This window comes from Actinomadura decatromicini, from assembly GCF_008121305.1.
Lineage (GTDB): Bacteria > Actinomycetota > Actinomycetes > Streptosporangiales > Streptosporangiaceae > Spirillospora > Spirillospora syzygii.
The window spans coordinates 275,195-288,698 of record NZ_VSRQ01000009.1 but is presented as its reverse complement, the minus strand read 5'-3'; the positions used below and the strand labels follow the sequence as shown (position 1 = coordinate 288,698).

Genomic DNA, 13,504 nt, shown 5'->3' with positions numbered 1-13,504 from the left:
ATGGAGCACGGAAGCCCGGCGGCGAACAAGAAGCTGGTCGCCGAGTTCATCCAGGCCTTCTACAACGACAAGGACTTCTCCCGCGCCCGGGAACTGATGGCGGAGGACTTCGTCAACCACCGCCCGGACGTCGGCACCGGACGGGAGGGCACGTTAACGGCGTTCCAGGAGCAGGTCGCCGCCAACCTCCCGGAGTTCACGCTGGAAGTGGTCCGGAGCGGCGCGGACGAGGACCTCGTGTGGACCCACAACCTGCTCCGGCCGTCCCCCGGAGCCGCCCCGATGGTCAGCGTCGACATCTTTCGCGTCCGCGACGGCCGGGTGTGCGAGCACTGGGACGTCGCGCAGCCTATCCCGGACGGGATAGAGCCCGGCCATCTGGTGGGAGACGCGTAAAGGCGTAAAGCGCGAGTGTGGACGCCGCCCCAGGCGATTCAGGGGCGGCGTTCACGCTTCTTTGGCCTGGAGGGCCCGGCTGAGTACCTGGACGAGTTCCGCCTGCGCTCTTCTGCTGACCGCCGCGTCCGGAGCGAGGACGTCGAAACGGTGAAAGGCGCCGCGGTACAGATGGAACTCGGTGGGGACGCCGGCCTGGACGAGCCGGTGCCCGAAGGCCAGGCATTCATCCCGGAACGGCTCGATCTCCCCCACGGTCAGGTAAGTCGGCGGCAGGCCCGACAGGTCGGCCGCCCGGGCCGGGGCGGCGTAGCGGGACACGCCGCCGGAGCCCGCGGACCCGCCGAGCAGCGCGGACCAGCCGAAGCGGCTCGCGGCCAGGTTCCAGACCGGGGTGTCGGTGAACTCCAGGCTCGACGGGCTCGCGCACCGGTCGTCGAGCATCGGATAGAGCAGCACCTGGAGAGCGAGGTCCGGGCCCCCTCGGTCGCGGACCAGCAGCGCGGTCGCGGCGGCCAGGCCGCCGCCGGCGCTGCTGCCGCCGACGGCCAGCCGGTCCGTGTCGATGCCGAGGGCGGCGCCGTGCTCCGCCGTCCAGAGCAGGCCCGCGTGGCAGTCCGTCACCGGGGCCGGATGCGGGTGCTCCGGAGCGAGCCGGTAGTCGACCGAGACGACGGCCAGGCCCGCCTCGGCCGCGATGCGGAGCATCATCGCCTCGTCCCCTTCCGGGGTTCCGACGATCATCCCGCCGCCGTGGAACCAGCACAGGCCGGGCAGCGGCTCCGGACGGTCGGCGGGCCGGTAGATCCGGAGCCTGAGGCCGTCCGGCGTCCGCCCGTCCTCCACGGCGACCCGGGGCGCGGCCGCCCGCGCGGCGGCCGCCCGCCGGACGGCGAGGTCGCCCAGCGTCTCCCGGAGGGCGGGCAGGTCGGCATGGGACAGCTCGGCGAAGTCGATCGCCGGTCCGGGCGCGGCGGCGAGCGCCGCCGCGAGTTCGGGATCGAGCCTGTTCGGGTCGGACATGGCGACTCCAGGGACCCCGGCCGGAGCCGGCCGGCGTCCGGTCAGCGGGGCAGGGCGATCGACTGGGAGTGGCGGAAGAAGTCCGTCGGGTCCCACTTGGCCTTCACCCGCTGGAGCCGCGGGTAGTTGCCGCCGTAGTAGAGGGTCGACCAGGGGACGCCGGACTTGTTGTACGCCGGGTCGAGGATGTCGGGGTCCGGGGAGTTGATGTAGCACCCGTCGGCCTGGGCGCCCGGCGTCGGGTAGCCGCCGGTGTCGGCGAAGACCTGGCCGAAGATGTCGCGGAGCCAGCCGATGTGCTGGGCGTCCTCGCTCTCCGGGACCCAGAAGTTCTCGAACAGCGCCAGGTAGGTGGCGTTGCGGTGGGAGTAGGCGGTGGCGTCCGGGGCCACGGCGTTGACCTTCCCGCCGGCCACCCCGGTGAGCTGCACGGTCGCGGACATGTTGGCGTAGTCGGTCCGCATGACGTTCTCGTAGATGGCGTCGATCTGCCGGGGGGTGAACGGCTGCCGCATGTAGGCGCTCTTGACCGCGCTGCGCTCGCTCGGGTCGGTCATCAGGGCGGGCTGGCTCGTGCCGATGTAGCGCGTGGACGCCAGCCAGTTGAGCGTCCGGTGAGGGAGGGTCGGCGTCTGGATGCCGGTCCCGCGCACGAGGGCGGTCAGGTAGTCGTCCAGCAGCGTGGTGGCGCCGGGCACGGTGGCGTCGATCTGGGTGACCAGCCCGAGTCCCCCGGCGGCCCGGTGCGGGACGAAGACGATCCCGGACAGCGACGTGTACGGCGAGGCGGGCGACGCGTTGGCGGTCTGCCAGGCGCCGAAGTTGGCGATCAGCGTCCGGAAGGCGTCCTGGGGCAGGCGGGCGTACGGGATGAAGCCCGCGCTGACGATGACCTGGCTCGGCGGGTTCGGGAGCGCCTCGCGGGGCGAGGTCCCCGCGGCGTCCGCCGACCGGAACCAGTACTTGGTGATGACGCCGAAGTTGCCGCCCCCGCCGCCGCAGACGGCCCACCACAGGTCGTGGTTCGGGTCGGACGGACGGCGCGACGCCGTCACGAGCCTCGCGTGACCGAGGGAGTTCACCACGACCATCTCCACGGCCGCGATGTGGTCGGCCACCACCCCGAACTTGCGGGAGAGCAGGCCGTAGCCGCCGCCGGTGGCGTGGCCGGCGATGCCGACGAAGGGGCACACCCCGCCGGGCACCGTGACGCCCCACCTCCGGTAGAGCACCTCGTACACCCGGCCGAGCTCGGCGCCCGGCTCGACGGCGAAGGCGTTCTGGGCCGGGTCCCAGTAGATCCGGTTCATCGCCGAGGTGTCGATGATGACCTCGGTGCTGGTGCTGTAGACGAAGTCGGCGTAGCAGTGGCCGCCTCCTCGGACCGACACCCGCTTGCCGCCGCGCACCGCCTTCTGGACGATGCGGAGCACGTCGTCGGCGTCGCCGGCGATCTGCACCGACTCGGGGGCGGCCACCCAGCGCTGGTTGTTGCCGACCGTCAACTCCTTGAAGCGGGGGTTGCCGGGGGTGACCGTGATGGTTCCGCCCGAGGGGATCGGGGGCGCCGAGGGGGTCGTGTCCCCGTCGACGGCCTCCCCGCCGTCCAGGATCTGCTGTCCGTGCGATTCGTTCATGTGGTGTGTCAGTCCTCTCCGGAGGTTTTCAGCGGTGTGCCGACGTACTCGGCGGGGTCGACCCGGTGGGTGCGCTTCCAGTACTCCTCGGCGGTGAAGGGCCAGTTCTGCGCGCTCCGTCCGGAGGCGTTGACGAACCAGCTCGGGACCTTCGACCAGCCCCAGGCCCGGTTGGCGTTCGCCGTGTCGAGCCGCGCGTTGTAGTCGTCGTGGACGTCGCGGCGCACCTCAAGGGAGGCCGTCGACGTGGCCAGCAGATGCCGGACCGCGTCCAGCAGGTAGGTGACGCCGCATTCGGAGAAGTAGAAGATGCTGCCGCCCTGGCCGGACAGATTCGTGTTGGGTCCGTACAGGCAGAACAGGTTGGGGAATCCCGGGATGGTCAGGCCGAGGTAGGCGCGGGCGTCCCCGCCCCACATGGCGTGCAGGTCGCGCCCGCCGCGGCCGGTGACCCGCATCGGCATGAGGAACTCGGCGGCGCGGAACCCGGTGCCGTAGACGATGACGTCCACGTCGTGGAGCCGGCCGTCCGCGGTCGCTATCCCGGTCGGCGTGATCTCCCGGATGGGCTCGGTGACGAGGCGGACGTCATCGCGTTTCAACGTCGCGAGCCAGCGGCCGTCGTCACGGAGGACGCGCTTGGCCCCCACCGGGTAGTCGGGCATGACCTTGGGGAGCAGGTCCGGCCGGTCGGCGAGCTGCGCCTCCAGGTAGGCGGCCAGCCGTGACCGCGCCTGCTCGTTCAACGCGGACACCGCGCGTTCGGTCGGCGGGAACTCCGGGTCGACCACCCACTGCTCCAGGACGCCGTGCAGACCGGGCGCCAGCAGCCAGAAACGCAGAAAAGCCGAGTAGTAGGGAAGATTCTCCAGCAGCCAGCGCATGCCTTCGGGGACGGGCTGCCGGTAATGCGGGGTGGGCCGCAGCCACGGGGGCGTCCGCTGGAAGACGCTCAGCTCCGCGACCTGGCCCGCCAGTTCGGGGATGAACTGGCACGCGCTGGCCCCCGTGCCGACCACGGCGACCCGCTTTCCGGCCAGGTCGATCGAATGGTCCCATTCAGCCGAATGGAAGGACGCCCCGGCGAAGGACTCACGCCCGGGAATGGACGGGTAGGCGGGCCTGCTGAGCTGGCCGGTGGCGCTGACGAGCACCTCCGCCTCGGCCTCGGCGGCGCCGTCCGCCGTCTCCAGGGACAGCCGCCAGCAGGCGGCGTCCTCGTCCCATTCCGCGGCGGTCACCTCCGTGCCGAGCTGGATCCGCTCGTAGAGACCGGTGTCCTTGGCGAACTCGCGGAAGTAGTCGCGGAGGACGTCGCGGGTGCAGAAGTGTTCCGGCCAGTCGGTTCTGGGCGCGAAGGAGTAGCTGTAGAGGTGGCTCGGCACGTCGACGCGGCAGCCGGGGTAGTCGTTGGCCTGCCAGGTGCCGCCGACGTCGGAGCCGCGTTCGTAGACGGTGCAGGGCACGCCCGCCTCGCTCAGCCGGTGGGCCGCCAACAGGCCGCTCATGCCGGCGCCGATGACGGCCGCGCGCAACCGGCGGCCGGGCGCGATCCGCGGGGCGGTCCAGGTCGCGGCCTTGCCGGTGAAACCGAGTTCCTCGGCCAGCAGCGGGACCAGGTCCGCGGTGCCGCGCCCCATCGCCCATGAGGTGAGCCGCCGCAGCCGCTCCCCGTCGGGCGGCTCCGGGGCCGGGGGTGCGGCGTCCCTGAGCTTCGTCAGCAGCTCGAACGCCGCCTGCCGCGCGGCGTCCTGCTGTTCCTGGTCGAGGCCGCCCTGGGGGCGCAGCAGCCACTCGTTCGGACGGAGCTCTCCGGGCAGGACCGCGAGGTCATCGGTGAGGTGCGCGACCGTCATCAGCAAAGGCGGTATCTCGGCGTCGAGCAGGTGGCGGCGGATCGTCTCGTCATCGGCGGAGATGGGCGGGAACATGGGGCACCTCTTCGGCGGGCGAGTAGCGCGTCGTCACTGCTGGGGGTCGCCGTCGAGGATCGCCAAAGTCTGTCGCGGCTCGATCAAAGGAGACTCGAACGCGGCTTGAACGCGGTCGGCGCGGGCGCGGTCGGCGCGGGCGCGGTCGGCGCGGGCGCGGTCGGCGCGGGCGCGGTCAGTGCGAGAGCGGGCAGCCCATGAGCCGCAGGAGGTCGTCCAGCCCGGCCCTCACGTCGTCGATGCTCAGCCCCCGCTCTTTGAGCTGGTAGGAGACGAGGGTCGCCGACAGCGGCGCCAGCAGGGCGTCGGCGAGGTACGCGGAGTCGGCTTCCGGGACGAGCTGCGCCAGCAGAATGGAGAGGTGGGTGTGGTGCACGGCGTAGGGGACGCTGCGGAGCCTGCCCGACGCCGTGTTCTCGGCCAGGAGGAGCAGGTCGAGCTGGGTCTCCATCCGGTCGACCAGCGCGTGCAGGAACGCGTGGATCCGATCGCCGGGCGGGGCTCCCGGGCCGAGCGGAGGCGGCCCGTTGATGAACGCCTGCTGGAACTCGCGCTCCTGCTCGTCCAGCAGCGCGAAGATGAGCTGCGACCGGTCGCGGTACTTGCGGTACACGGTCGCGACGCCGACCTTGGCGGCCTTGGCCACCTCGTCCAGCGACAGCTCCGCCGCGCCGCGCTCGGCGATCATCGCCGCCGCGGCGTGGAGGATCTTCATGCGGTTCCTGGTCGCGTCGGCGCGTTCGGTGGGCGGCTGCGCCGCCATCGGAAGCCCGATGGGCGCGTCGCGGGCCACACGGACCTCCTTCCCGCCGTGGAGGGCTGATCGGCACGGCTCTCAAACCGTATCCGCGCGCACCGTACCGGTCAGCGCGCCTTGCTATCCGGAGAGCTCTTCGGTTAGCCTCAGGATAGCAAGCGGAGAGCTATCCGGTATGAGCGGGATGTCCTTTCTCCGGGCCGAGCGCCCAGACCTCTCCGCACCGCCCGATCGGAACGACACCGAGCACGTTCGAGGCAATTCGAGGGCTTCGGGCCTTCCTGAGGACACAGGGGAACCCATGACCACCAAGGTCGCCGTGATCTACTACTCGGCCACGGGCAACGTGCACAGGCTCGCCCAGGCCGTGGCCGAAGGAGCCGCCAAGGCCGGCGCGGAGGTCCGGCTGCGGCGGGTCGCCGAGTTAGCGCCGCAGGAGGCCATCGACGCGAACCCCGCGTGGCGGGCCCACGCCGACAGCACCGCGAACGAAGTGCAGCTCGCCGCCCTGGAGGACCTGAGCTGGGCCGACGCCTACGCCTTCGGCACCCCCACCCGTTTCGGAAACGTCTCCGCGCAGCTCAAGCAGTTCCTGGACACCACCGGCGGCCTCTGGCAGGCGGGCGAGCTCGCCGACAAGCCGGTCACGGCGTTCACCAGCGCGATCAACACCCACGGCGGCAACGAGTCCACGCTGCTCGCGCTCTACAACACCATGTACCACTGGGGATCGTTCATCGTCCCGCCCGGCTACACCGACCCGACGCTCTACGCAGCGGGCGGCAACCCCTACGGCGCCAGCCACCCCTCGGGAGCCGGTGAGGCGAGCGACGCCCTGCTCAAGGCCGCCGCCTACCAGGGTGAGCGCCTGGCCACCGTCGCCGCCCAGCTCGCGCGCGGCCGCGCCGCCTAGTCGATCACCGTTCCAGGACCCGTCAAGTCCGTGCTGTCAGCATGGCCGCAGCCCGTCGACGCCCGCTGGGAAGGGACCGTCATGCCAGAACGACTCGACATCGTGTGGGACGACTTCACCGAGGAGTTCCGCGCCGAGGGACCGGCCGCACGCTGGGTCTACTCGGCGGCCGGGCCCCATGTCGCCGATGACGGAGAGGTCGCGACCGGCATGGGCGAACTCCACGTCGTGTCCCGGCCCTTCACCCGGACGATCGCGCCCGAGGACGCGCTTCCCGGCACGCTGGACCACGTCAAATGGCTGGCCTACACGTCCCACACGGGGTCGGCGGGACTACCCGGATTCGACGCCCCGCCCGGCTCGGAACTGGCTTTCGAGGCGTCGTTCACCGGCCGCACCCACGGCACCGAGGCGCACCCGTTCGGCGACGCGGTCTTACCCGACGACCCGCGCCTGGCCGCCGTGGCGTTCAACGCGTTCGACCCGGAGACGTTCCTGGTCTTCGACTTCTTCCTCACCAACACCCGGATCTACGCCTTCTACGAGCGGCTCCCCTTCGCCCGGGAGGCGCTCGGCGAGTACGCGGCGTTCTCCTACGCCGTTCCGCTCGTGCCGAGGTCGCCCGGCGACCGCCACCTGCTGAAGATCGCCTACGACCGTGCCGCCGGAGTCGTGCGCTGGCTGATCGAGGGCGCCGAGGTGTTCCGGGTGTCGCGGATCGGCCACCACCTGCCGGGGCGCGAGCACCTCGTCCTGGACCATTCGGGCACCGAGCACATCGCCGAACCCCGGCAGCTCAACGCCGGTCTCGGAATCTTCACGCTGCTGGACGCCACCGGCCCGGACGGCGGCCCCGGACTTGTCCGGATCTCCACGGACGAGGGGTTCTACCCCGCCGCGGAGCACTTCCTCGACCCGGCGAGCAAGGAGAGCAGCCGGTTGTTCGGGCAGGGGGCGGAGTTCAGCGCCGGTCCAGTCCGGATCACCAGGAGCTGATCGGCGGTGACCGTGACCGTCCCCGTCCTCGGAGTCTGGACGCTGCACGCCTACCACGATCTCGACGAGCACGGGAACGCGTGCGTCGGGCCGCTGGGGCGGGCCCCGCGCGGCCTGCTGACCTACCGCTCCGACGGCCGCATGGCCGTGGCCATGATGAGAACCGAACCCGGCCCCTCCGACCTGGAGCCGTCGGCCGGCCTGCTGCCGCCGATGAGCCCGCCCGAGGAGTTCATGAGCTACTCGGGCACCTGGCGGCTGGAAGGGGACCGCAGGGTCGTCCACGCGGTCGAGGCCAGCGTCCACCCGCATCAGATCGGTACCGAGCAGGTACGTGACCTCGAACTGGCGGGATCGTCGCTCACCCTTCGCGGCACCGCGATCATCGACGGCCGTCCGCAGCACCGCGTCCTGTACTGGCGGCGGCAGCAGAAGCCGCCGCCGCAATCATCTGAAGGAGAAACCTCATGAAGGTCGTCGTCGCTCCCGGATACGTCCCGGTCGAGGAACTGGTCGTGGTCGACCAGCCCCGTCCCGAGCCGGGCCCCGGCCAGGTGCTCATCAAGCTGAGAGCCGCCGCCCTGAACCCGCTCGACGTCAAGCTGACCACGGGCGCCATGAAGGACCACATGCCGGTGGACCATCCGTTCACGCTCGGCCTCGACGCGGCGGGCACCGTCGAGGCGCTCGGCGAGGGCGTCCAGGACCTCGGGGTCGGGGACGAGGTCATCGCCTTCACCTACGGGGGTTCGGGCGCGCTCGCGGAGTACGCCCTGGCGAACGCCGGGCCGACCGTGGTCAGGCGGCCGGCCGCCCTCGATCCCGTGAAGGGCGCCGCGCTGCCCGTCGCCGCGATGACCGCCGCGGCCGTGATCACGGCGGCGGACGTCCCGGCGGGCGGCACGCTGCTGATCGTCGGCGCCGCCGGCGGCGTCGGCTCCTTCGCCGTCCAGCTCGCCGCCCAGGCCGGTGTGAAGGTGCTGGCCACGGCGACCAAGGACGAGGCCGACTACGTGCGCGGCCTCGGCGCGAAGGAGGCCGTCGACTACACCGCCGGCGACGTGGCCGAGCTGGCCCTCGCGGCCGAGCCGGGCGGCGTGGACGCCGTCGTCGACCTGGTCAACTTCGGGCCCGGCCTCGCGGCGACCGCGGCCGCCGCCAAGCCGGGCGGCCGGGTCGTGTCCACGCTCGGCGGGCCGCCGAGCTTCGACCGCGACGTCACCGCCGTCTACACCGGCGTCGAGGGCGGCATCGGAAGGCTCGACGAGCTGGTCGGCAAGGCCGCCGGCGGAACGCTGGCGGTCGAGGTCGGCTCCGTCCGCCCGTTCTCCGATGCGGTCGCGGCGGTCGTCGACTTCGCCGCCGCGGCGAACCGCGGCAAGACCGTCATCACCTTCTGACCGGCGGGAGCGAGCCATGTCGGGGCCCTACCACCTGGTCTGGGACGACTTCGGCGACGGGCTGCGGGCGACCGGCCCCGACGCCCGTTGGGCGTACTACACCTTCGGCGCCCTCGTGGGCGACGACGGCGAGCCGACCGGCGCCGGGAAGGGGCTCCGGGTCCGCTCCCGGGGCCGCCACCCGGTGACCGGGGAACCCGCGTTCCAGCGCACGACCGGCCGGGAGAACGGCGACCCGGCCGCCCTGCCCGGCGTCCTCGACCACGTCAAATGGCTGGTGTACGGCACGAACACGGCCTCCACCGGGCTGCCGGGCTTCGACGCCGAACCCGGGCGGGAACTGCTGATCGAGGCCGTCCTCGGCGGCAGGACGTACGGGACGGAGCGGCACCCGTTCGGCGACCGGGTGGTCGCGGCGGGCGACGACCTGAGACTGGCCGCCGTGTGCATGCCGCTGCTGGACGTCGAGACGTTCGTGCTCTTCGACTTCTTCCTGTCGAACGAGCGGATCTACGCCGGCTACGAGCGGCTTCCGTTCGTCCGCGAGCAGCACGGAGACTACGCGGCGTTCCTCTACACCGTCCCGGTCGGGCCGCGCACGCCGGAGCAGGAGCACCGGCTGGGCGTAGGTTATGACCGCACGGCGGGGGTCGCCCGCTGGTACGTGGACGGGACCGAGGTCATGCGCGTCGACCGGATCGGCCATCACCTCCCGTCCCGGGAGCACCTGATCCTCGACCACGGCGGTGAGGAGGCCACGGTGGCGCCACGCCAGCTCAACTGCGGCCTGGGGATGTTCACGATCCTCGACGCCACCCGTCCGGGTGAGGAAGGCGGGCTGGTCCAGCTCACCGAACACGACGAACACTATGCCCGACCCGTCTTCTGGGATTCCGAGAGCGATCCGGCGAGCCGGCTGTTCGGCCAGGGCGCGGAACTCACCTGCACGGGATACACCATCACTTCGCGTCCCGCGCAGAAAGACTGATCCTTTATGCGGCAACGTATCCTCGGCCAAGGCCTCTCCACCTCAGCGCTCGGGCTCGGGTGCATGGGAATGAGCGAGTTCTACGGCCCGGCCGATGAGGCCGAATCGATCGCGACGCTGCACCGGGCGTTCGATCTGGGCATCACATTCCTCGACACCTCTGATATGTACGGTCCGTTTACGAATGAGGAACTCCTGGGCCGGGCCGTCAAAGGGAGGCGGGAGGCCGTCACCGTCGCGACCAAGTTCGGTGTCCAGCGATCCGAGGACGGGGGCTGGCGCGGCATCAGCGGAGATCCCGCCTACGTCCGCTCGGCGTGTGACGCGTCGCTTCGCCGGCTCGGGACCGACCACATCGACCTCTACTACCAGCACCGCGTCGACCCCTCGGTCCCCATCGAGGACACCTGGGGAGCTCTGGCCGAGCTGGTGGCGGACGGGAAGGTGCGGCACCTGGGCATCTCGGAGGCCGACGGGCCGACCCTGCGGCGAGCGCACGCCGTCCATCCGATCACGGCGGGCCAGTACGAGTACTCGCTGTTCACCAGGGAGATCGAGGCGGACGTGCTGCCCGTCCTCAGGGAGCTCGGCATCGGCCTCGTCTCCTACAGCCCGCTCGGCCGGGGACTGCTGACCGGTGCGTACCAGGGCACGGCGAGCTTCGCCTCCGACGACTTCCGCCAGAACAACCCGCGCTGGCAGGGTCCGAACCTCGCGCGCAACCTGGCGCTGACCGAGGAGGTCGTCAGCATCGCGAAGGCTCGCGAGGTCACGCCGTCGCAGGTCGCCCTGGCCTGGGTGCTCGCCCAGGGGGACGACGTGGTCCCGATTCCCGGGACCAAGCGGGTGCGCTACCTGGAGGAGAACGCGGCCGCGGTCGACATCCGCCTGACCGGCCGGGAACTGGCGGCGCTCGGCGGGCTGGCCGACCAGGTCCAAGGCGATCGGTACGCACCACCGCCGCCGAGGGCCGGCAGCCGATGAACGCGGTTGACTGAAAAACCCGCGGTCCGTTCGGACCGCGGGTTTTTTGGTGCGTGGCGGGCTTTTGTCGCGGGCTTTTCGCCGCGGGCTTTGTCAGGACGCCTTGCGGTAGGCGAAATCGGTGATGCTGATCGTGTAGACCTTCGACTTCGCCTGGTAGCCGAGGCAGTAGGCGGTCGGGTACCAACCGGCCTTCTTCCACGCCCGGGGTTGGGGGAACGCCGTGCAGGAGCCCTTGCGACCGGCGGCCAACCCCTCGATCCACGCCTTGGTGATCATAGGCTCGTAGAACGTGATCTTCCCGTCGAAGGCGCCGTACATGAACGTCTGGGTGAAGGGCTTGCCGTGGAACTCCGGCGAGTCCATGTCCATCAGGTGGTTGCCCATGCCGGGCACGACGGCGCCCATGTCGTGATAGACGTCGGGCTTGTACTTGTCCGGAACCGGGATGCGGGCCCTCTTGAGGTCTTCGCAGTTCATCAGCCCCGGGCAGGGGCCGGTGGCGATGGCGTTCACTTCGGCTTCGCTCTGCATGTAGAAGTGGAAGTCGAAGTGCGGCACGCCGTAGATCTCGGGCGGGTCGTGCCCCTTCGGGTCCCAGGTCAGCAGCGCCCAGGTGAACGGGAACGCCTTGTCCCGGGTAGCGCGCTCGGGAAGGGCCAGCGCGCTTCCGTACTCCTGCACGCATTCGACGGTCGTCTTCCCATCGCGCTCGATGGGATAGCAGAGCTTTCCGTCCGATCCGCTCGTGGGCAGGCCCTTCAACGCGTTCGCCGTCAGGCGGTAGCCGAGCGTCCGCGGAGACTTTCCCTTGTAGACGGCGTACATCTGGACGGTCCCGTTGCCGAGGCGTTGCGCGGGGCCGTAGAACGTCCGCTCCCGCGCCGTGCGATTCGAGCCGCCGGACGCCGAGGCGGCGCCGATCATCGCGACGCTCAGCACGCCCACCAGCGCCAAACCGGTCCAGATTCTCTGACGTTCGGTCGTTTTCACCTGAGCTTCCTCTCGGGGACACTCTTCGTCGGTGACGGTGGCCGGAAATCTCGGGACGCGCGCGCGCCGCCGCGCGACCGGTGATTCCGGCCATCGTCCGAACTCCTCGGGTCACGATGCCCAGGCGCTCTCGAAATCTCCTAGAAGGGAGCTATCCACCCTCTCGAATGCTTACGCCGGACGAACGGAACGGAGCAGATCCACCGGCGAGGCCGCCACTCCGGCGGTGATCCTGTCGTTGCCGAGCATCTCTTGGAACAGCCGCTCGACCTCGGAGGTCGGCGCCACTCCGAGTTCGTTGGCGAGCATCTTCCGTAACGAGTGATATTCCTTCAGCGCCTCGGCCCGCCGCCCGGAGCGGAAGAGCGAGTTGATGAGCTGGTAATGCAGGAACTCGTTGAGCGGATAACTCGTCACGAGAGAGCGCAGTTCGGGAACGACGATCTGGTGCCGCCCGAGCTGCCGCAGCGTTTCGACTCGGAGACCGAGCGCGCGGAGCCTGAGCTCCTCCAGGTGCACCACGCAATCGTCGAGGATCGGCCCGGTCGGCACCGTGGCGAAGACCGGCCCGCGCCAGGTCGCGAGGGCTTCCTCCAGTTTGAGCAGCCCGGTCGTCAGGTCACCGCGGTCCAGGCACGCCGAACCGCACATGACCAGTTCTTCGAAGACGCCCACGTCCACTTCGTGATCGTCGATCCGGAGCAGGTATCCGGGCGACCGCGTGATCAGGAGCTCCTCCCCGTCGCGGGCGCTGATCCCCTCGCCGGCGAACATCCGCCGCGCGTGGTAAACGTAGGTCTGCAGTGTCGTGGAGGCGCTTCGCGGAGGATTCTGGCACCAGAGCTCCTCCATCAGCGTGCCGGAGCTCACCACCTCGTTCCTCCGCACGAGCAGAAGCGCGAGGATCTGAGCCATTTTCGACGCTTTCACAGGTATCGTGCGGTCGTCGTCACTGACGATCTCCATGGATCCAAGGATGTTGAACCTCACGAAAAAACTCCCCAGGTGTCCTGCGGGGTGTGATTTCTTCCTCGGCGGGAAGGACCAGTTTCATCGCGTCGGCGTGCTTTCGTTCAGCAGCACGCACCGGCTCCAGTGAATAGCCGGTTGGATGGACTGCCCCCGCTCGCCCCCTACGGCGTCACGCCGTTCACTACTTTCCGTGCATCCCCGTGGCAGACTCAGGCGACCCCGTGTGCCCGTGGTGCGACGCACGAACTTCCCCCGAGAATCCTCATCGGGATATTACACACTCCACCTTGAAGAGTCAAACTTCTTACAAGGTAGGTAAACCGCCAGGTCGAGCGCCCGGAATGATCGATAATAATTCCCGATTCTGGCGTGACCCTTAATTTCTGATCTTGAAAAGCTTCCCGCAGGTTCCAAAATGTTCAGCCAAAGGTAAGGATCGTGACGACCAACCGTGCCCTAGCGACGACGTTCGGTTACCGTCACCGGACGTCGCCTACGGCCAGGGCGCACCATG

General features: G+C 70.1%; 13 protein-coding genes. 7 read left to right on the top strand and 6 right to left on the bottom strand.

The annotated features are described in order from the left end of the window. The gene (locus FXF68_RS35810; protein ID WP_148767268.1) at positions 1-396 is read left to right on the top strand and encodes a nuclear transport factor 2 family protein; all 396 of its coding nucleotides are present in this window, start codon (positions 1-3) and stop codon (positions 394-396) included. Positions 397-447: 51 nt separating this feature from the next. On the opposite strand, the gene FXF68_RS35805 is transcribed toward FXF68_RS35810, so the two are convergent. The 4 genes from FXF68_RS35805 to FXF68_RS35790 form a co-directional block, all read right to left on the bottom strand. Beyond that, positions 448-1,419: an alpha/beta hydrolase gene (locus FXF68_RS35805; RefSeq protein ID WP_148767267.1), complete on the bottom strand. Its 972-nt coding sequence runs from the start codon at positions 1,417-1,419 to the stop codon at positions 448-450. Between the two features lie 41 nt (positions 1,420-1,460). Next, the gene (locus FXF68_RS35800) at positions 1,461-3,056 is read right to left on the bottom strand and encodes an FAD-binding oxidoreductase (protein ID WP_148767266.1); all 1,596 of its coding nucleotides are present in this window, start codon (positions 3,054-3,056) and stop codon (positions 1,461-1,463) included. 8 nt (positions 3,057-3,064) lie between these two features. Next, positions 3,065-4,987 (bottom strand): flavin-containing monooxygenase, encoded by a 1,923-nt coding sequence (locus tag FXF68_RS35795; protein WP_148767265.1) that lies wholly within the window; start codon positions 4,985-4,987, stop codon positions 3,065-3,067. 175 nt (positions 4,988-5,162) lie between these two features. Then, complete coding sequence (locus tag FXF68_RS35790; protein WP_246179121.1) at positions 5,163-5,780, bottom strand: TetR/AcrR family transcriptional regulator; 618 nt, start codon at positions 5,778-5,780, stop codon at positions 5,163-5,165. Positions 5,781-6,045: 265 nt separating this feature from the next. Between FXF68_RS35790 and wrbA the strand changes: the two genes are divergently transcribed. The 6 genes from wrbA (at position 6,046) to FXF68_RS35760 (ending at position 11,025) form a co-directional block, all read left to right on the top strand. Next, entirely contained in the window at positions 6,046-6,657 is a 612-nt protein-coding gene (wrbA, locus tag FXF68_RS35785; protein WP_148767264.1) for an NAD(P)H:quinone oxidoreductase, read from the top strand. A gap of 81 nt (positions 6,658-6,738) precedes the next feature. After that, positions 6,739-7,653: a DUF6081 family protein gene (locus FXF68_RS35780; protein WP_148767263.1), complete on the top strand. Its 915-nt coding sequence runs from the start codon at positions 6,739-6,741 to the stop codon at positions 7,651-7,653. 6 nt (positions 7,654-7,659) lie between these two features. Then, positions 7,660-8,124, top strand: coding sequence for a lipocalin-like domain-containing protein (locus FXF68_RS35775; RefSeq protein WP_148767262.1), 465 nt, complete (start codon positions 7,660-7,662; stop codon positions 8,122-8,124). Beyond that, on the top strand, positions 8,121-9,053 hold the full coding sequence (locus FXF68_RS35770; RefSeq protein WP_148767261.1) for an NADP-dependent oxidoreductase: 933 nt from the start codon (positions 8,121-8,123) through the stop codon (positions 9,051-9,053). The genes FXF68_RS35775 and FXF68_RS35770 overlap by 4 nt, the downstream gene beginning before the upstream one ends. 16 nt (positions 9,054-9,069) lie before the next feature. Next, positions 9,070-10,041: a DUF6081 family protein gene (locus FXF68_RS35765; RefSeq protein ID WP_148767260.1), complete on the top strand. Its 972-nt coding sequence runs from the start codon at positions 9,070-9,072 to the stop codon at positions 10,039-10,041. Positions 10,042-10,047: 6 nt separating this feature from the next. Then, positions 10,048-11,025: an aldo/keto reductase gene (locus FXF68_RS35760; protein WP_148767259.1), complete on the top strand. Its 978-nt coding sequence runs from the start codon at positions 10,048-10,050 to the stop codon at positions 11,023-11,025. 93 nt (positions 11,026-11,118) lie between these two features. On the opposite strand, the gene FXF68_RS35755 is transcribed toward FXF68_RS35760, so the two are convergent. Next, positions 11,119-12,018: a hypothetical protein gene (locus tag FXF68_RS35755; RefSeq protein WP_148767258.1), complete on the bottom strand. Its 900-nt coding sequence runs from the start codon at positions 12,016-12,018 to the stop codon at positions 11,119-11,121. Between the two features lie 171 nt (positions 12,019-12,189). Continuing rightward, positions 12,190-12,984, bottom strand: a complete 795-nt coding sequence (locus tag FXF68_RS35750) for an AfsR/SARP family transcriptional regulator (RefSeq protein WP_222870245.1) — start codon at positions 12,982-12,984, stop codon at positions 12,190-12,192. Positions 12,985-13,504: the final 520 nt, after the last annotated feature.

Coding starts and splice junctions, on each gene's coding strand:
- FXF68_RS35765 (WP_148767260.1), top strand. CDS start 9,070: ATGTCGGGGCCCTACCACCTGGTCTGGGACGACTTCGGCGACGGGCTG.
- FXF68_RS35800 (WP_148767266.1), bottom strand. CDS start 3,056: ATGAACGAATCGCACGGACAGCAGATCCTGGACGGCGGGGAGGCCGTC.
- wrbA (WP_148767264.1), top strand. CDS start 6,046: ATGACCACCAAGGTCGCCGTGATCTACTACTCGGCCACGGGCAACGTG.
- FXF68_RS35805 (WP_148767267.1), bottom strand. CDS start 1,419: ATGTCCGACCCGAACAGGCTCGATCCCGAACTCGCGGCGGCGCTCGCC.
- FXF68_RS35760 (WP_148767259.1), top strand. CDS start 10,048: ATGCGGCAACGTATCCTCGGCCAAGGCCTCTCCACCTCAGCGCTCGGG.
- FXF68_RS35795 (WP_148767265.1), bottom strand. CDS start 4,987: ATGTTCCCGCCCATCTCCGCCGATGACGAGACGATCCGCCGCCACCTG.
- FXF68_RS35810 (WP_148767268.1), top strand. CDS start 1: ATGGAGCACGGAAGCCCGGCGGCGAACAAGAAGCTGGTCGCCGAGTTC.
- FXF68_RS35750 (WP_222870245.1), bottom strand. CDS start 12,984: ATGGAGATCGTCAGTGACGACGACCGCACGATACCTGTGAAAGCGTCG.
- FXF68_RS35780 (WP_148767263.1), top strand. CDS start 6,739: ATGCCAGAACGACTCGACATCGTGTGGGACGACTTCACCGAGGAGTTC.
- FXF68_RS35770 (WP_148767261.1), top strand. CDS start 8,121: ATGAAGGTCGTCGTCGCTCCCGGATACGTCCCGGTCGAGGAACTGGTC.